Annotated in this window: 8 protein-coding genes, 3 rRNA genes and 2 riboswitches; of the genes, 1 reads left to right on the top strand and 10 read right to left on the bottom strand. The window is 46.6% G+C overall.

Annotated features, from left to right (window positions below; translation table 11 throughout):
- The first annotated feature begins 378 nt into the window (after nt 1-378).
- Nucleotides 379-639 (top strand): hypothetical protein, encoded by a 261-nt coding sequence (locus AC4E8A_RS01750; RefSeq protein ID WP_456274736.1) that lies wholly within the window; start codon nt 379-381, stop codon nt 637-639.
- A 1,186-nt stretch (nt 640-1,825) separates the two neighbouring features.
- Here the strand turns inward: AC4E8A_RS01750 and rrf are convergent.
- The 10 genes from rrf to AC4E8A_RS01700 form a co-directional block, all read right to left on the bottom strand.
- Nucleotides 1,826-1,942 (bottom strand): 5S ribosomal RNA (rrf, locus tag AC4E8A_RS01745).
- A gap of 130 nt (nt 1,943-2,072) precedes the next feature.
- Nucleotides 2,073-5,008 (bottom strand): 23S ribosomal RNA (locus tag AC4E8A_RS01740).
- A 324-nt stretch (nt 5,009-5,332) separates the two neighbouring features.
- Nucleotides 5,333-6,883: ribosomal RNA gene (locus AC4E8A_RS01735) — 16S ribosomal RNA — on the bottom strand.
- The 16S, 23S and 5S rRNA genes sit together here, the layout of an rRNA operon.
- 404 nt (nt 6,884-7,287) lie before the next feature.
- Entirely contained in the window at nt 7,288-9,354 is a 2,067-nt protein-coding gene (ptsG, locus tag AC4E8A_RS01730) for a glucose-specific PTS transporter subunit IIBC (RefSeq protein WP_490196450.1), read from the bottom strand.
- A gap of 178 nt (nt 9,355-9,532) precedes the next feature.
- On the bottom strand, nt 9,533-10,375 hold the full coding sequence (gene glcT / locus AC4E8A_RS01725) for a glucose PTS transporter transcription antiterminator GlcT (RefSeq protein ID WP_490196448.1): 843 nt from the start codon (nt 10,373-10,375) through the stop codon (nt 9,533-9,535).
- A gap of 308 nt (nt 10,376-10,683) precedes the next feature.
- Nucleotides 10,684-12,018: an NCS2 family permease gene (locus tag AC4E8A_RS01720; RefSeq protein WP_490196447.1), complete on the bottom strand. Its 1,335-nt coding sequence runs from the start codon at nt 12,016-12,018 to the stop codon at nt 10,684-10,686.
- A gap of 163 nt (nt 12,019-12,181) precedes the next feature.
- Nucleotides 12,182-12,283, bottom strand: a riboswitch (purine riboswitch).
- A 95-nt stretch (nt 12,284-12,378) separates the two neighbouring features.
- Entirely contained in the window at nt 12,379-13,932 is a 1,554-nt protein-coding gene (gene guaA / locus AC4E8A_RS01715; RefSeq protein ID WP_490196445.1) for a glutamine-hydrolyzing GMP synthase, read from the bottom strand.
- 133 nt (nt 13,933-14,065) lie between these two features.
- Nucleotides 14,066-14,167: riboswitch (purine riboswitch) on the bottom strand.
- Between the two features lie 41 nt (nt 14,168-14,208).
- Nucleotides 14,209-16,413 (bottom strand): transglutaminase TgpA family protein, encoded by a 2,205-nt coding sequence (locus tag AC4E8A_RS01710; RefSeq protein WP_490196443.1) that lies wholly within the window; start codon nt 16,411-16,413, stop codon nt 14,209-14,211.
- A complete protein-coding gene (locus AC4E8A_RS01705) occupies nt 16,410-17,627 on the bottom strand; it encodes a DUF58 domain-containing protein (protein ID WP_490196442.1) in 1,218 nt (405 codons plus the stop codon). The genes AC4E8A_RS01710 and AC4E8A_RS01705 overlap by 4 nt, the downstream gene beginning before the upstream one ends.
- Complete coding sequence (locus AC4E8A_RS01700; protein WP_490196441.1) at nt 17,628-18,584, bottom strand: AAA family ATPase; 957 nt, start codon at nt 18,582-18,584, stop codon at nt 17,628-17,630. It lies immediately after the preceding gene.
- Between the last annotated feature and the right edge of the window lie 846 nt (nt 18,585-19,430).

Raw genomic sequence — 19,430 nt, 5'->3', positions numbered from 1 at the left:
GTATCTGTTTGAACAACAATCAGGAACTTTAGGAGAGGGTGATAATTGTGATTGGCTTATTAGAAATAATATTTCAAGTATCAGGAGTAATGTTGCTCATATGTGCAATTTATTATTATCTTCATTTTAAGAAAATCAAGAGAGAAAGGAAACTGACTCCAGTTGAGATAACAGTTTACGTTGTAACTCATATTGCATTTCTTCTTTTGGGAAGTAGTTATTTGCTTCTACTTTTGGATAAAAATTATTAAACAAATAGGGGCGTTGGCTGAATAAGCAGCCGTCCCTCTTGAATTATTGGGGCAGGTTAGTTTAACAAAGACTAATTTAAAGAAGTGAGAATAAGTAAACAGAGCTATACAACTAGGAGGAGAAAAATTGAAGGAAAACGATAGAGGAATTTTATATTTTAATATGTCCATTGGTACACTAGGACTCCTCATTATTATAGTAGGATTAATCAAATATGTTGAAACCGCTGGTGGGAGTTCTTCATTTGCATTGTTAGGTTTTCCTTTTACAATGATTTACTTAAATTATCTTGAAGGGAAAGCTGGTATAAGTAAAAAAATATTATGGATTAAATCTATCATAGCGATTTCTTTACTGTTTATAATTTACGTCTTCTTATTAAGCTAACGGGGGTGTTAATCCAATAACACTAAAATATCAAAGATTCCAACTATACAAAATTTTATTCGAAAATTTAAAATATGACTTTGTTTGCCTTCTTTTAGCTGCAGTTCAGTCTAATAGGGAAGATAATTTCCAGTAATGTGTGTCATTTAAATGAGCAGAAACTGTTCCACTTTATCTGGCGGCCACACCATTTTGTGTTCTGCATCGACATTGGGTTGTTATGCACGAAAGTAAGAAAGTATTGCACCAAGCAAGGGGAGGTTTGCACGTAATTCATAGGTTATGCGCGAAGCTGGTTATCTGATTGGTTTTCGAATCATAAACCAAAAGCGGGATTTCTTTCTCTCTTTTTGTTTGGTATTCATCATGTAGAACTTTAAAACGAGAATCTTTGGACAACTATCTGTCTGATTAATAGATACCCAGGGGAAAATGAACCCCTCCGCAATCTGGCAGAATACCTTAATTGCGCCTAACTGAGGATAATTGCTTCTAATTATTCATAATTACATCGTATCCACATATTATTTGCGTCTAGTCGGAGGGAATTTGCTGCTAATTCAGACTTTTTGCGTCAAGCACCAATTTTCCTCGCTCCTTCTTCTGATTAAACTCTTGAACTAAAATAGATTTTTTATATCTTTAAAAAAGCCCCCCCTCCGGATACTCTTTTGGTCGCATGGCGACGTCCTACTCTCACAGGGGTGCCCAAACTTCCATTGGCTCGGACGGCTCGGACGGCGATGTGCGGCGAATCTCTTCGTCCGCTTCGCTCGTTCACATCCTCTCGTCCTTGACCTTCTTGCTCCTCTCCGCCCGAGCTCTGCTCTTGAATCAAGGATCAGAACTAAACACTCTTGGTTTATCCTCTTTCCATAAAAAAGAGCACCCCTCGGGTGCTCTTTTGGTCGCCTGGCGACGTCCTACTCTCACAGGGGGAGCCCCCAGCTACCATCGCCACTGAAGGCTCGGACGGCGATGTGCGGCGAATCTCTTCGTCCGCTTCGCTCGTTCACATCCTCATGGGCAGAGCCCATTCCGGTGCTCACTCCCTCGCGTCCTTGACCTTCTTGCTCCTCTCCACCCGAGCAGTGCTCTTGATTAAAGGCCGGAACTACATAACCTGTTCGTTCTTCTGATTCTTTTTTACACAAAAAAAGAGCACCCCTCGGGTACTCTTTTGGTCGCCTGGCGACGTCCTACTCTCACAGGGGGAGATCCCCCAACTACCATCGGCGCTGAAGAGCTTAACTTCCGTGTTCGGCATGGGAACGGGTGTGACCTCTTCGCCTTAATCACCAGACTGTATGAAGTTGACAGAACATCGTTCTCTCAAAACCAGATAAAGGTCATGAAGAATCAGAAAGGATTCCGAGTTTCGCTATTTTGCAATCCAGCTCCGGCGGCTATTAAAACCGCCTGCGCTTTTTAACGTGGTTAAGTCCTCGATCGATTAGTATCTGTCAGCTGCACGTGTCGCCACGCTTCCACCTCAGACCTATCTACCTGATCATCTTTCAGGGATCTTACTCACATAAAGTGATGGGAAATCTCATCTCGAGGGGGGCTTCATGCTTAGATGCTTTCAGCACTTATCCCTTCCGCACATAGCTACCCAGCGATGCCTTTGGCAAGACAACTGGTACACCAGCGGTGCGTCCATCCCGGTCCTCTCGTACTAAGGACAGCTCCTCTCAAATTTCCTGCGCCCACGACGGATAGGGACCGAACTGTCTCACGACGTTCTGAACCCAGCTCGCGTACCGCTTTAATGGGCGAACAGCCCAACCCTTGGGACCGACTACAGCCCCAGGATGCGATGAGCCGACATCGAGGTGCCAAACCTCCCCGTCGATGTGGACTCTTGGGGGAGATAAGCCTGTTATCCCCGGGGTAGCTTTTATCCGTTGAGCGATGGCCCTTCCATGCGGAACCACCGGATCACTAAGCCCGACTTTCGTCCCTGCTCGACTTGTAGGTCTCGCAGTCAAGCTCCCTTGTGCCTTTACACTCTGCGAATGATTTCCAACCATTCTGAGGGAACCTTTGGGCGCCTCCGTTACTCTTTAGGAGGCGACCGCCCCAGTCAAACTGCCCACCTGACACTGTCTCCCACCCCGATCAGGGGCGCGGGTTAGAAGTTCAACACAGCCAGGGTAGTATCCCACCAGCGCCTCCACCGAAGCTGGCGCTCCGGTTTCCAAGGCTCCTACCTATCCTGTACAAGCTGTGCCAAAATTCAATATCAGGCTACAGTAAAGCTCCACGGGGTCTTTCCGTCCTGTCGCGGGTAACCTGCATCTTCACAGGTACTATAATTTCACCGAGTCTCTCGTTGAGACAGTGCCCAGATCGTTGCGCCTTTCGTGCGGGTCGGAACTTACCCGACAAGGAATTTCGCTACCTTAGGACCGTTATAGTTACGGCCGCCGTTTACTGGGGCTTCGGTTCGCACCTTCGCTTGCGCTAAGCACTCCCCTTAACCTTCCAGCACCGGGCAGGCGTCAGCCCCTATACTTCGCCTTACGGCTTCGCAGAGACCTGTGTTTTTGCTAAACAGTCGCCTGGGCCTATTCACTGCGGCTCTCTCGGGCTTGCACCCTACCAGAGCACCCCTTCTCCCGAAGTTACGGGGTCATTTTGCCGAGTTCCTTAACGAGAGTTCTCTCGCTCACCTTAGGATTCTCTCCTCGCCTACCTGTGTCGGTTTGCGGTACGGGCACCTTTTTCCTCGCTAGAGGCTTTTCTTGGCAGTGTGGAATCAGGAACTTCGGTACTATATTTCCCTCGCTGTCACAGCTCAGCCTTTATGGTGACGGGATTTGCCTCATCACCAGCCTAACTGCTTAGACGCGCATATCCAACAGCGCGCTTACCCTATCCTCCTGCGTCCCCCCATCACTCAAACGGAAAAGAGGTGGTACAGGAATATCAACCTGTTATCCATCGCCTACGCCTTTCGGCCTCGGCTTAGGTCCCGACTAACCCTGAGCGGACGAGCCTTCCTCAGGAAACCTTAGGCATTCGGTGGACAGGATTCTCACCTGTCTTTCGCTACTCATACCGGCATTCTCACTTCTAAGCGCTCCACCAGTCCTTACGGTCCAGCTTCTCAGCCCTTAGAACGCTCTCCTACCACTGACACCAAATGGTGTCAATCCACAGCTTCGGTGATACGTTTAGCCCCGGTACATTTTCGGCGCAGAGTCACTCGACCAGTGAGCTATTACGCACTCTTTAAATGGTGGCTGCTTCTAAGCCAACATCCTGGTTGTCTAAGCAACTCCACATCCTTTTCCACTTAACGTATACTTTGGGACCTTAGCTGGTGGTCTGGGCTGTTTCCCTTTCGACTACGGATCTTATCACTCGCAGTCTGACTCCCATGGATAAGTCTTTGGCATTCGGAGTTTGTCTGAATTCGGTAACCCGATGAGGGCCCCTAGTCCAAACAGTGCTCTACCTCCAAGACTCTTACTACATGAGGCTAGCCCTAAAGCTATTTCGGAGAGAACCAGCTATCTCCAAGTTCGATTGGAATTTCTCCGCTACCCACACCTCATCCCCGCACTTTTCAACGTGCGTGGGTTCGGGCCTCCATTCAGTGTTACCTGAACTTCACCCTGGACATGGGTAGATCACCTGGTTTCGGGTCTACGACCACATACTCATTCGCCCTATTCAGACTCGCTTTCGCTGCGGCTCCGTCTTTCCGACTTAACCTTGCATGGGATCGTAACTCGCCGGTTCATTCTACAAAAGGCACGCCATCACCCGTTAACGGGCTCTGACTACTTGTAGGCACACGGTTTCAGGTTCTATTTCACTCCCCTTCCGGGGTGCTTTTCACCTTTCCCTCACGGTACTGGTTCACTATCGGTCACTAGGGAGTATTTAGCCTTGGGAGATGGTCCTCCCAGCTTCCGACGGGATTTCTCGTGTCCCGCCGTACTCAGGATCCACTCAAGAGGGAACGAAGTTTCGACTACAGGGTTGTTACCTTCTGTGACGAGCCTTTCCAGACTTCTTCGTCTACTTCATTCCTTTGTAACTCCGTATAGAGTGTCCTACAACCCCAAGAGGCAAGCCTCTTGGTTTGGGCTAATCCCGTTTCGCTCGCCGCTACTCAGGGAATCGCGTTTGCTTTCTCTTCCTCCGGGTACTTAGATGTTTCAGTTCCCCGGGTCTGCCTTCCATACTCTATGTATTCAAGTATGGATACTGCACCATTACGTGCAGCGGGTTCCCCCATTCGGAAATCTCCGGATCAAAGCTTACTTACAGCTCCCCGAAGCATATCGGTGTTAGTCCCGTCCTTCATCGGCTCCTAGTGCCAAGGCATCCACCGTGCGCCCTTTCTAACTTAACCATCGGCGAACGATAAGCTTCGGATTGCGGCGTTGCCTTCGTTTCTTCCGCTGCTCATGTACGGTAAGGTACACTCCGCTGCTCAGAAACACGGGCGCCTTGCACTCCTCGCTTCTCCTTCACCTTAGTTTAAAACAATATCTCATAAGAGATATCCTAAAATGGCGAATTCTCGGTTCTTTCTTGACTTTCTTCATGACTATCTTTATCTAGTTTTCAAAGAACAATGTTTGATGGTGGATTTGTTTGCTTTCGCAAAAAATCTTATTGAACCATCAAAACTGAACAAAACAAAATCAACGCGTCACGTCTCATATATCCTTAGAAAGGAGGTGATCCAGCCGCACCTTCCGATACGGCTACCTTGTTACGACTTCACCCCAATCATCTGTCCCACCTTAGGCGGCTGGCTCCAAAAGGTTACCTCACCGACTTCGGGTGTTACAAACTCTCGTGGTGTGACGGGCGGTGTGTACAAGGCCCGGGAACGTATTCACCGCGGCATGCTGATCCGCGATTACTAGCGATTCCAGCTTCATGCAGGCGAGTTGCAGCCTGCAATCCGAACTGAGAACGGTTTTATGGGATTTGCTAAACCTCGCGGTCTTGCTGCCCTTTGTACCGTCCATTGTAGCACGTGTGTAGCCCAGGTCATAAGGGGCATGATGATTTGACGTCATCCCCACCTTCCTCCGGTTTGTCACCGGCAGTCATCTTAGAGTGCCCAACTGAATGCTGGCAACTAAGATCAAGGGTTGCGCTCGTTGCGGGACTTAACCCAACATCTCACGACACGAGCTGACGACAACCATGCACCACCTGTCACTCTGTCCCCCGAAGGGGAACGCCCTATCTCTAGGGTTGTCAGAGGATGTCAAGACCTGGTAAGGTTCTTCGCGTTGCTTCGAATTAAACCACATGCTCCACCGCTTGTGCGGGCCCCCGTCAATTCCTTTGAGTTTCAGTCTTGCGACCGTACTCCCCAGGCGGAGTGCTTAATGCGTTAGCTGCAGCACTAAAGGGCGGAAACCCTCTAACACTTAGCACTCATCGTTTACGGCGTGGACTACCAGGGTATCTAATCCTGTTTGCTCCCCACGCTTTCGCGCCTCAGCGTCAGTTACAGACCAGAAAGTCGCCTTCGCCACTGGTGTTCCTCCACATATCTACGCATTTCACCGCTACACGTGGAATTCCACTTTCCTCTTCTGTACTCAAGTCCCCCAGTTTCCAATGACCCTCCACGGTTGAGCCGTGGGCTTTCACATCAGACTTAAGAGACCGCCTGCGCGCGCTTTACGCCCAATAATTCCGGACAACGCTTGCCACCTACGTATTACCGCGGCTGCTGGCACGTAGTTAGCCGTGGCTTTCTGGTTAGGTACCGTCAAGGTGCCGCCCTATTCGAACGGCACTTGTTCTTCCCTAACAACAGAGCTTTACGATCCGAAAACCTTCATCACTCACGCGGCGTTGCTCCGTCAGACTTTCGTCCATTGCGGAAGATTCCCTACTGCTGCCTCCCGTAGGAGTCTGGGCCGTGTCTCAGTCCCAGTGTGGCCGATCACCCTCTCAGGTCGGCTACGCATCGTCGCCTTGGTGAGCCGTTACCTCACCAACTAGCTAATGCGCCGCGGGTCCATCTGTAAGTGGTAGCCGAAGCCACCTTTCCACCCTTCCTCATGTGAGGAAAGGAACTATCCGGTATTAGCCCCGGTTTCCCGGAGTTATCCCAGTCTTACAGGCAGGTTACCCACGTGTTACTCACCCGTCCGCCGCTGACTTCAGGGAGCAAGCTCCCATCCGTCCGCTCGACTTGCATGTATTAGGCACGCCGCCAGCGTTCGTCCTGAGCCAGGATCAAACTCTCCGAAAGAAGTTTGACTTGCTCATTTGCTAATTAAAGTGTTAGCAACTTTGTAAGAATCAAGTTCTTACTAGATTAACGTTGACGTTTTGTCTTGTTTTGTTCAGTTTTCAAGGTTCAATCGCTCAGAAGCCTATCATAACACATCGCTTCGTTTGTGTCAACTTCTGCGAAAAACTATTTTCCGTTTCTCGTTTGAAGCAACTTTTATATCTTATCATCAGAAGCGCTTTCTGTCAACAAGTTTTGTTGACTTTTTTTCAGAAGCGCTTGTCCCGCCCCGTTTCCTGCGACGGTCTCCAAAGTATAACAAGGTATGCCTCTTAAGTCAACAACCTTTTTAATTTTTATTCCCTTCCGAAAAGTCTATAGAAAAGACCGGATCCCCCGCTTGGAATCCGGTCTTCATGGTATTAATCGATACTGATAATATTTTCGTCTTTAGCTTTGACGCTACCTTCTTTCTCAACTGTAACGGCTTGTCCTTCTTTAAGATTCGTAAAGATGATAGGTGTAATAGTAGAAGGAGAATTCTTTTTAATATAATCCAGGTCCACTTTCAATAGCGGCTGCCCTGCTACCACCTGATCTCCTTCTTTGATCAGGGATTCAAAACCTTTCCCTTCAAGTTTGACTGTGTCAATTCCAACATGGATCAGGATTTCTTTTCCGCCTTTCGACTCGAGGCCGATGGCATGTTTGGTAGGGAATACATTGACGATTTTCCCATCCACCGGAGATACGATGAGCCCGTCTGTTGGCAGAATGGAGAATCCGTCACCCATCATTTTTTGTGAAAAGACCTGGTCTGGCACTTCTGAAAGATCTTTTATTTCCCCTGTAATAGGAGAAACGAATTTTTCATTTGCAAATTCTTCTTCATTTTGTAACGCATCAGGGTTTACCTCTTCTATCTGCTGTTCCACTTCTTCGTTTGCATTGGTTTCAGCTTTTCGAGGTGTTTTCCCCATCATGATATCTTTCATTTGTGATTTCAATGTATCTGATTTCGGTCCGAAGATTGCCTGGATGCTGTTCCCTACTTCCAGTACCCCGGAAGCTCCGAGTTTTTTCAGCCTGTTTTTATCTACTTGCTTCTCATCATTTACCGATACACGAAGACGAGTGATACATGCATCAAGGTGGGCGATGTTTTCTTTTCCGCCCATTGCCTCGAGTACATCATTGGCAAGGTCGGATCCTTTGGAAGGTGTTCCTTCTTCTTCATCTTCTTCCACATCTTCACGGCCTGGCGTCGCAAGGTTGAATTTGCGTATGGCAAACCGGAAACCGAAGTAATAAATGACAGCAAAGACCAAACCTACCGGGATGACGAGCCACCAGTTTGTCTGCGGGTTGATGACACCGAACAGGATAAAGTCTATCAATCCACCTGAGAATGTCATACCGATTTTTACGTTAAGTAAGTGCATGGTCATAAACGATAATCCGGCAAAGACAGCGTGAATTCCGAAAAGAACCGGTGCGACGAATAGGAATGAGAATTCAAGCGGTTCTGTGATACCTGTCAGGAATGAAGTCAATGCAGCGGACCCCATGATACCTGCTACGATTTTCTTTCTTTCAGGACGTGCTTCATGATAAATCGCCAACGCAGCTGCAGGAAGACCGAACATCATGAATGGATATTTACCTGTCATGAAGGTTCCTGCTGTCAGGTCTTGTACATTATCCTGGATCTGCTTCATGAAGATTGCCTGGTCGCCGCGTACGATATTTCCGGCTTCCGTTGTATAGGATCCGAATTCGAACCAGAACGGTGAATAGAAAATATGATGCAGCCCGAATGGAATCAAAGAACGTTCTACGATTCCGAAGATAAGCGCAGCGAATGTTCTATTTTCATTCAGCATGAAGTTAGAGAATGTATTCAATCCTGATTGAACAGGCGGCCACACCAACAGCATCAGTAATCCAACCAGTACGGCTGAAGCAGCAGTCGCTATCGGGACAAAGCGCTTACCTGCAAAGAAACCTAAGTATGACGCCAGTTCTATCTTAAAGAAACGATTGTACATATAGGCGGCAAGTATACCAATGATAATCCCTCCGAAAACGCCTGTTTGAAGTGTCGGGATCCCTAATACACTAGCGTATGCTGTATTGTCTGCAACTTCTTCTGCCGTAATGCCAAGGGCGGCTCCCATGGTGGCATTCATAATTAAGTACCCTACTATTGCGGCGAGACCGGCAACTCCCTCACCACCCGCAAGACCAATGGCAACTCCGACTGCAAACAGCAGCGCGAGATTGTCAAAGATGATCCCACCAGCCTGTTTCATGACAGCTGCAACATTTGCAACCCATCCCGTCTCAAGGAAAGGGGCAATATCCAGCAGCGTAGGATTCTCCAACGCCGACCCCAACGCAAGCAGAATCCCCGCTGCAGGAAGAATCGCAACCGGCAGCATCAACGCTTTCCCCACCTTTTGCAAAACACCGAAAGCTTTTTTAAACAAAATGATAACCTCCTAAGTACATTTTTATGGAAAAATAATAGCCGCAAACACAAAAAAGGCATGAGTAAAAGGAGACGGCGATCGTGTACAAGGATAGACTTCCCCCAAAATACACGAATCAATCATCTTCTTTAACTCATGCCTGATCGTATCAGTAACACGTTAAAAGATAAGTTCGTTATTTAACTTTATTTTGTATTCGCTGCAGATGCATCGTCAGGTAGACTGCCTCCGCATCATCCACTGGTTTCTTCAGTGTTTGCTGCATTATCTTAATTAGTTTCCAGGAGAGATTATAGCACAGTGGATATTCTTCTTTCAACAGCAAAGCGATTTTTTCCGGTTCCTGAACTCTTTCCTGCCTTAACACCCGCTCGATCGTATAACGAAGATGGCGGACAAGCCTCATATAATGAACGCTTTCCTTATCGATATCGACTTTTAATGTATCTTCGATCGTGGAGGTTAATATTCCGATTAACTGTGAGTGCTGGTTGACCTGCGACAGGTCTTTATTCATCATAGCACTATGGATATGCAGGGCAATGAACCCGATTTCCCCTTCTGGCAGTTCGACATTTGTCTCTTCATTCAAGAGAACGACTACGTCTCTGGCCACTTCATATTCAAATGGATACAGTGCCTTTGTTTCCATTAAGAACGGGTTGCGTATTGCCATCCCTTTCATCAGCCGGTTTATCGCAAACAGGATATGGTCGGTAAGGGCAACGTGGATGTGTTCATTCAAAAAAGAGTTTGTTCGGTTCCGTATCAACTCAATGGCTGAAATGATTGTATCCAGCATGTTTCCTTCAAGATAAGGCAGCAGCATCTTATATTGCTCCTGTTCTTTTTCCCCTTTCAACACAAACATCTTCTCTGCTATATCGTTTGCGATAAAGTCTCCCTTCTTCGCATTGAAGCCGATCCCTTTTCCGATCAGCACAACTTCTCCATATCCTTCATGCTTGGCAATCAGAACATTATTATTCAGCACTTTCTCTACTTCTATATGAATCATGGATGATTTCCTCTTTCAGTTGAGACTTCTCGTATTTAATGATTCTAGCGAAAGCGCATACTTTTTTCAATGCAAAATGCTTCATTATATTGGTGCAGAATGATGGAAGAAGACCATTTGTCCTGTCGTTTATTATCAGGTTCACCTACCTTTTTTGTACTTGCGGCAGTTATTTCTGTGGTATGATGCGTGATAAAAACCTTTGGCTGCTCCGGAGAACTTTGAGTCAATTCTATACACAACGTTCAAATGCCTCTTTCAAAAACCTAACAAAAAACAGCCCCTCAAAAGAGAAGCTGCATCAACAATTAAATCAAGAAAATGAAATAGAGTACAAAGATTATGAATAGAAGGTACATAATGGGATGGATCTCTTTCGTGCGTCCCTTCATGATCATCGTGATCGGGTAAAAGATGAATCCAACTGCAATCCCTGTTGCGATACTGTACGTCAACGGCATGGCAATGATGGTCAAGAATGCCGGCACTGCAATTTCGAACCGGTTCCAGTCGATTTTACCAATGGCGGATACCATCAGGACACCGACAATAATCAATGCAGGGGCGGTAACTGGCGCTGTTATTACTTCAAGCAGCGGGAAGAAGAACAGTGACAGCAAGAACAACACAGCTGTAACGACGGAAGCGAATCCTGATCTTGCACCTGCCGCAACCCCTGCAGTAGATTCAATGTAAGAAGTGGTTGTCGAAGTACCAAGCACTGCTCCGACTACCGTTGCACAGGAATCTGCAAAAAGCGCCTTTCCTGCTCTCGGAAGCTTGTTATCTTTCATAAGGTTGGCCTGGTTGGCAACGGCCACCAATGTGCCTGCTGTATCAAAGAAGTCAACAAACAGGAATGTAAGTACCACGACAAGCATTTGGATTGTGAAAACACTTGAGATATCAGTGAAAAGCGGTTCAACCGCAGCTCCGAATGTCGGTTCCAAACTTGGCACAGCACCGACAATTTTCTCAGGAAGATCAATCAGGCCAAAGATCATTCCGGCAATGGCTGTAATCACCATCCCGAAGAAAATTCCACCCTTGACTCCTCTTGTCATCAGGATGACGGTCACAAAAATCCCAAAAACCGCCAGAAGGGTGTTTCCATCTGTCAAATCACCAAGTCCAACAAGGGTTGCGTCATTATTTGTGATAATATTCGCATTTTGAAAACCTACAAATGTAATAAAAAGACCGATTCCTGCCCCTACCGCAAGTTTCAACTCAGCAGGAATGGAGTTGATTATTTTTTCACGAAGACCTGTTAAGGTTAAAAGAATAAAGATCAAACCGGAAATCAATACGCCAGTCAAGGCAGCCTGCCATGAAATCCCCATCGTGAGGACAACTGTATATGCGAAAAATGCATTCAATCCCATACCAGGCGCAAGCGCGATCGGATACTTGGCGATAAGTCCCATAATGAGGGAACCAATTGCAGCAGCCAATGCAGTCGCCACGAAAACCGCCCCATAATCCATTCTCATGCTGTCTGGAAGATCCGGCACCGACTCCAGCGAAAGTGTGATCGGATTGACCACCAGGATATAAGCCATGGATAAAAATGTTGTCAGTCCGCCGATGATTTCGCGGCTGTAATTAGTCCCAAGCTGGTCAAACTGGAAAAACTTTTTCATTTCCTTACCTCCTCTAAAATGTCCATCGTAATCGCTGAGAGGTCCCTCCTGGACGAAAAAAACGCCCTGAACAACCGTCGTTCAGGGCGTGACATACTGGTAAGGGAAAGAAAAAAACTAGTGTTATAGAAAAGATAATAGCATGAATTTGTATCGACTAGTTTTCATCAAACCATCACCTCGTAGTCAAGCCATTTACGGTAGCTCGGTAGAAACTGCTGGGCCTTATCCCCAAAATTATACGACGTAATGTTTCAGTTCTTATTAAGTTCACTGTTATTGTAACAAGCTGAACCTGACTAGTCAATACAAAATCCGAACGTTTTCGACAATTATTTTTATAACGTTCGTAAAATCACTTTACTCCCACTCAATCGTTGCTGGCGGCTTGCTCGTGATATCATACACAACGCGGTTGATGTGATCGACTTCATTGACAATTCTTGTTGAGATCAATTCCAATACATCCCACGGAATCCTTGCCCAGTCGGAAGTCATACCATCGATGGATGTCACCGCTCTGATGCCGATTGTGTAATCATAGGTACGGGCATCCCCCATGACACCCACACTGCGGATATCAGGAAGAACCGTGAAGTACTGCCAGATATCGCGGTCAAGCCCTGCCTTCTTAATTTCTTCGCGAAGGATATGATCGGACTCCCTTACAATCTCAAGCTTTTCTTCAGAAATTTCGCCGAGCACACGGATTCCAAGGCCGGGACCAGGGAAAGGCTGGCGCCAAACGATTTCATCTGGAATTCCAAGCTCGCTTCCAAGCGCACGGACCTCATCTTTAAAAAGAGTATTGAGAGGCTCTATCAACTGGAACTGCATATCTTCAGGAAGACCCCCGACATTGTGGTGAGACTTGATTGTCTGAGCAGTCGCTGTACCACTTTCGATGATGTCTGTATAAAGGGTGCCCTGCGCAAGGTACTCAATCCCTTCCAGCTTGGTTGCTTCATCATCGAACACATAGATGAATTCATTCCCGATGATCTTGCGTTTTTGTTCAGGATCTGAAACACCTTTAAGCTTATTTAAGAATCGGTCTTTTGCATCCACTTTAATGACATTCATATTGAAGCCTTCCGAGAACGTCTTCATGACACCTTCCGCTTCATCTTTTCGCAGCAAGCCATGGTCGACAAAAATGCAAGTAAGCTGATCGCCGATTGCCTTGTGGATCAAAACTGCAACAACGGAAGAGTCCACTCCGCCGCTCAGCGCACATAGAACCTTTTTATTTCCAACCGTCTTGCGGATTTTTTCCATCTCGATTTCAATGAAGTTCTCCATGGACCACTCGTCGCTGCATCCGCACACATCAAACACGAAATTCTTCAGCATATCGTTTCCGTATTGAGAATGGCGCACTTCAGGGTGGAACTGCACTGCATACAGCCCTCTTTCCTCATCACTCATTGAAGCAATCGGGCAGGAAGGATTGATGGCATCCACTGTAAAGCCTTCAGGCGCTTCCACAACCAGATCGCCGTGGCTCATCCATACCACCTGCTCTTCAGGAAGGTTCCCGAACAGCTTTGAAGAATGCTGAACATCGATTTTAGCTTTTCCATACTCACGGTGCTTCGCTCTTTCGACTTTACCGCCGAAGTGCATGGTCATCAGCTGCATACCGTAACAGATGCCCAAAACCGGAATATTCAAATCGAAGATTCTTTCATCACAGCGGAAGGCATTTTCTCCGTAAACACTGTTCGGCCCTCCGGAAAAAATGATGCCGCTCGGATTCATTTCCTTGATTTCCTCTAGAGTAATCGTGTGGGGATGAAGTTCGCTGTAGACCCCGAATTCACGAATCCTTCTTGTGATTAACTGATTATACTGACTGCCGAAATCCAATACAACAATCATTTCCTGATTATGCAGTTCCGTTTTTCCCGTCATCCTGCTCACCTCATTAAATTATTTCGTTGAATCTATGACTCTATACAGTTTGCCCCAAAAGTAAAAAAAACCAGAATTCTGCCTTATATAAAGGCAGAATTCTGGTTTTGATATACTTCGCTCACTATCACATCAAAATGAATACTGCCTTCATAGTCAGATCATTTACGGTGATCCGGTAGAAACTTTCGAACCCTATTATCGAGGATATATGAAGGTATGCAAACCGTATTTATCTACATTTCGACCTCATTTTATAATGAGTTGGAGCGTTGGTCAACCTGTTGTCCTTTTAATTAAATTTTCCCACAATTTGCGGAGCTGCTTCCAGTCATGGTCTGTAAGCTTCTGTCCATACAGCGCACGTTCATATTTATCCGTAAGCGATGTCATTTCCCTCGTGCCGAAAAATGCATCCACATATCGGGAATAAGAGCGCAGCGTCTGCCCATCGTCTATCTTCAATCCATATCGCTTCAGCTGTCTCAATAACGAAACATACGCTTCCTGGAAAGCATCATCATCATTCTTGAATTTGTAATAGAGGATGAGCATATATGGCAGCCAACGCCTTCTGATCAGGAATACCCCAAACGCAATGATCACCAGCATGAGGACCGCCAGTAGAATTTTGCCCCAATTGTCTTCCGCAAACGTCACCGCATCATCCCATAATCCTTTAAGGGAAAAACTTGCAGAACCGCTGTCAGCAGATTTGTCATCATCCGGTGTCAGGTCTTTTTCCGGCGTTTCCTGCTCGATAGGCGGGACAGCTGTTTCTTCTGTATCCGGCAGTTCATAGTCGTAATTCACAATGGAGTTTCCAGTGAAACCGACTGTCGGCTCGAACGGTACCCACCCTTGTCCAGGAAAGTAGACCTCTACCCAGGAGTGGGCATTATTATTAGTGACCTGATAGGTTTTGTATTGGGTGTCGATACTTCTTTGGTATTCACCTTCCGTATATCCCTTTACCCATCTCGCCGGGATGCCGAGGGAACGGACCATGACAACCATCGCTGTGGAGTAGTTATCACAATAACCCATTTGTGTGTCAAACAGGAACTGGTCTACATAGTCCTGCCCTTCCTCAGGTACGGGAACATCAAACTGTTCATAGACAAAGTTTTCTTTTTCAAAATATTCTTCAATTGCTGTTGCTTTTCGATACCAGTTCTCCTCTTCAGCCGTAATCGTCTCCGCCAGCTCCCTTACCCTCTCAGGAAGTGTTTCAGGAAGCTGTGTGTATCGTTCCAGAAAGCTTTCAGATCCCTCTGGCAGTGTCTCGGCTGAAGCAGATTCCAGCCCTTTCAGGGAATATACCGGATTGGTGTACTCGACACCGTATTCTTCCAATTTGGTTTCCTCTTCGCCTTGAAAGGTTGTAATTTTTGTCGTGTCCAGGCTGAGGGAGAACGATCCCTCTTCATTCCCTCGGAAAGTATTGACTCCATAAGGGTACACAACATGTGAATACTGTTCTTTCACACTGATAACCTCTGTGTCCCGTTCTCTTTCCGGGTCCGGTTCAGTCAGGTCGAGCGGTACTTCTTCCCCTGCATTGAATGTAATGGCCTGCTCTGTTTCTGCGGAGCCGGTTCTTTCCCACCCTTTTCCGGTATAGATATCTTTACTTTCAATCCTCCAATAGTGCTCACGGATAACATCAGCTGTAAAGACGGTTTTGGGGTCGCCAAGGAAAGGACCGCCAAGCTTGCTGTCATCTTCCCCATACCCAAGCCTAGATACACCGCTTCCGCCCCCACTATCATCGGAAAATGCCTTGAGATAAGGAACGGGATCCGGCCAGACAGGGTCAATTTTCGGTGCTGCAAAAGCAAGGACCGAACTGAATCCAATCATGACCACAAGCGGGATCATCCACCTTCCATTGGTCCGGGTCGATCCACGCAGGCTCTCCTGATCTTTCAAGCGAAGCAGCGCCAGCATCCCCAAGAGCAAGAATCCCAGAAGGATGACCCTGATGATGGCTGCCTTCGCATCAAACGGAGTAAACGTATCCAGCAAACTGACATAAATGACCGTCATGATATAAAACAAAAGCATCGTTTTTCTGACAGATAACCAGTAATGAATCAGATAGGTCATCAACCACAGCAGAATAAAAAACAGAAGGCTGCGGTACATATCAGAAAGCATTGACCACTCGCGTCCGATCGTCAGCCCGATATTATCCCATAGATCTGTAATCATGGAGGCCACAGGATTCATGAATGTATCATCCGCATACAAGTGATACAGCGAATAACTGATGAAAATCAGTTTGACTGCAAATGACAAATACCTGTTTATATTCAAATAATAGAGGGTGATCGACAGGAGGATAAACACAACAAAATACCCAAGATTACCTGTATCAGTGATGTCCTCCAATGGCCTAAGCCACTCCCACAGTAAGATGAAGGCGAGTCCATAAAGCAGCCCCCGCTGAAGATTCCTTTTTTTCACTCCCCCACTCATGCGTTCTTCACCTCCGAAAACGCAGAACCAAATTCGCCTTCATAGCTGACTTTCAGCCAGATGCCTCTTCCGGCTGCCATGGCCTTCAGCGCCTTTTCTTCAGTCGACAACTGGGATCCTTTTTCTTTTATCAGAAAGATCACGACCGAAGAATTGCGCTTGGCATAGGACCTGGCAGTCGAGATCAGCACTTTGGAAATAGAACTGGTGACCAGCATGACTGTCGCCGACTGCTGATAGTTGATTCCTTCTCCATGAAGAACCTTTGACAGATCAAATTTACTGTCCGCTTTTACTTTTGCCAAATGATGATAGAGCTGACGCTGGTGTTCTTCTCCCCCTCGGATCGGAAAGGAGACGTGGTCTCCCCCAATCGAAAGCAGCCCTGCCTGTGCCCCTCTTTTCAATGCCGCTTTTAAAACAGAGGCAGTAAAAGTCACCATAGGTTCAAAAGCTTGTGAAGGTTCGCGGTCCAGGACCACCAGTACGTCATGAGACTGTCTTTCTTCAAATTCCTTCGTCATCAGTTCATTTGTCCGCGCAAATGATTTCCAGTGAATCCATGAAAAACGGTCCCCAGGCTGATACTCCTTGACCCCTGTCGCCATCGTCGTATCCTTTTGGATCTTCACGTTGGAAGAAGCCATCCCTTGATCATAGCGGCTTTCAAGCGGCCTGTAGATGACATCGACAAACGCCGGATAAACAAGAAGCGTATTGGTGCAAGGGATCGTGACCTCTTTTTCAAAAATACCGAAGAAATCCCCGGTCTTTAACCGGACGGCACTGAATTGATGTTCCCCCCGCGGAAGCTCATTAATCGTATACTTCAAATGTATCTCCCGCCTGAAGCCCGGATAAATCATGGACTTGGCCTTCTGAAAAGAAGACCTGTAAAAAACCGAAGAAGACACAATATCATCCGCAACTACATAAAACAAGGGAAAAGGAAGCCTTCTTTTGATGATGAGCAGCACTTCCATGGAATCCCCCGCTTTAAAATCGGTTGATTTAAAGGAGCGTTCCACTTCGAAGTCTGAAAGCGGGTAGATGGAGATAAGAAGAGAATACAAGGCAAAGGGCAAGAAACTGTAAAACAGGAACCAGCTGACGAACCCTCCCTGGAATAACGCATAGACAAGTGTGACCGCCCATAGAACGATGAGCAGCAGCAGCTTCCCTATCACCTTTACAATCTGTAATTTCTTTTTCATTTATCTCACAAGCCTTTGAACAGGCACCGGCATCCCTGTGATCACACGCGCTACCACTTCCTCCGCTGTGATGCCCTCATATTTTGCCTCTGATTTCAAAATGATGCGGTGGGAAAAGACAAATGGAGCCAGGTATTGCACATCATCGGGGATAACATAATCCCTGCTGTTCAGGTAAGCATATGCTTGGCAGGCCCTCATCAATGCGATGGAACCGCGGGGGCTGGCGCCTAGGTAAACCTGGGAGTGAAGTCTCGTCCTATGTGCGATGTCCACAATATATTTTTTCAAGGTATCATCCACGGTGACTTCCTTTACATCTTCTTGTATCATGCGCAGCTCCTCAAGCGTGATAACGGCTTCAAGTTCTTCAATCGGTGCCCTTTTCTGAGCACGTGTGAGGATTTCCATCTCTTCTTCCATTTCCGGATACCCCATTTTCATTTTGAGGAGGAACCGGTCCAGCTGCGCTTCCGGAAGCGGATATGTGCCTTCATATTCGATCGGATTCTGAGTCGCCATAACGAAGAACGGCTTATCCAGCTTGCGTGTCACTCCATCGATTGTGACACTGTGCTCTTCCATCCCCTCAAGAAGCGCCGACTGTGTCTTTGGAGAGGTCCGGTTGATCTCGTCTGCGAGAATGATATTTCCCATGATCGGCCCCGGCCTGAAGTGGAACTCACTGTCTCTTGGATTATATATAGAAACTCCGATGACATCTGAAGGAAGCAGGTCCGGCGTAAACTGGATGCGTTTGAATGCCGCGCCTACTGACTTTGCAAGTGCGCGGACCATCATCGTCTTCCCGACACCCGGCACGTCTTCAAGAAGCACGTGTCCGTTTGCCAGCAGCGCCACCAAACTCAATTCCGCCACCGACCTTTTCCCGATCATCACCTTTTCAATATTTTCAATTACATGCTGTAACTTTGGATTCATTACATTCGTCGTCATTCTATTCCCTCCTGAGACTCTGACTGACATTTATCTGCCTAATTACTTATTACATTCTGTAGAAATAGAAGAATTCCTTTTCAAATAAATAGAATTATTGGGTAATTTGTCTAATTTTCTTTAGTTTGTTGTTTTGGGTGGTTATTGGTTTATTAGGTGCTTATGCCCTGGGTGTGGTTCTGTTAGTTTTGCATTTAACTACGTTCACGACAAATCAGAATTTTCTGTTACAATTATATAACAAAATTTAGGATTTGGAAATTGGGGAGGGGTTGGTGGTGATTATTGGCATTCAATGCGAATCACCTTTTTACAACATAACATTTTATGGCTGCCTCGATTCTTTTTTTGGATTGAACCGACTGGATTGACGCCCTTTGACTACCTCGATTGGTCTTTTTTCTTGTTTCGACCACCTCATTCACACTCTATGACCACATCGATTTTCTTTTTTTCGGATTCCACCGCCTCATTCACGCCCTATGACCACACCGATTCTCTTTTTTTCTGATTCGACCTCCTCATAGACGCCCTATGACCACATCGATTTTCTTTTTTTCTGATTCGACCACCTCATTGACGCTCTATGACCACATCGATTTTCTTTTTTACGGATTCCACCGCCTCATTGAAGCTCTATGACCACATCGATTTTCTTTTTTACGGATTCCACCGCCTCATTCACGCCCTATGACCACACCGATTTTCTTTTTTCGGATTCGACCACCTCATTCACGCTCTATGACCACTTCGATTCTCTTTTTTTCTGATTCGACCTCCTCATTGATGCTCTATGACCACATCGATTTTCTTTTTTTCTGATTCGACCTCCTCATTGATGCTCTA

The sequence above is a fragment of the Bacillus sp. SRL337 genome, from assembly GCF_984799155.1.
The sequence above is the reverse complement of the archived record's forward strand: the minus strand, read 5'-3'. Positions and strand labels throughout refer to the sequence as shown.

Coding starts and splice junctions, on each gene's coding strand:
- glcT (WP_490196448.1), bottom strand. CDS start 10,375: ATGATTCATATAGAAGTAGAGAAAGTGCTGAATAATAATGTTCTGATT.
- AC4E8A_RS01700 (WP_490196441.1), bottom strand. CDS start 18,584: ATGACGACGAATGTAATGAATCCAAAGTTACAGCATGTAATTGAAAAT.
- AC4E8A_RS01705 (WP_490196442.1), bottom strand. CDS start 17,627: ATGAAAAAGAAATTACAGATTGTAAAGGTGATAGGGAAGCTGCTGCTG.
- AC4E8A_RS01720 (WP_490196447.1), bottom strand. CDS start 12,018: ATGAAAAAGTTTTTCCAGTTTGACCAGCTTGGGACTAATTACAGCCGC.
- guaA (WP_490196445.1), bottom strand. CDS start 13,932: ATGACGGGAAAAACGGAACTGCATAATCAGGAAATGATTGTTGTATTG.
- AC4E8A_RS01710 (WP_490196443.1), bottom strand. CDS start 16,413: ATGAGTGGGGGAGTGAAAAAAAGGAATCTTCAGCGGGGGCTGCTTTAT.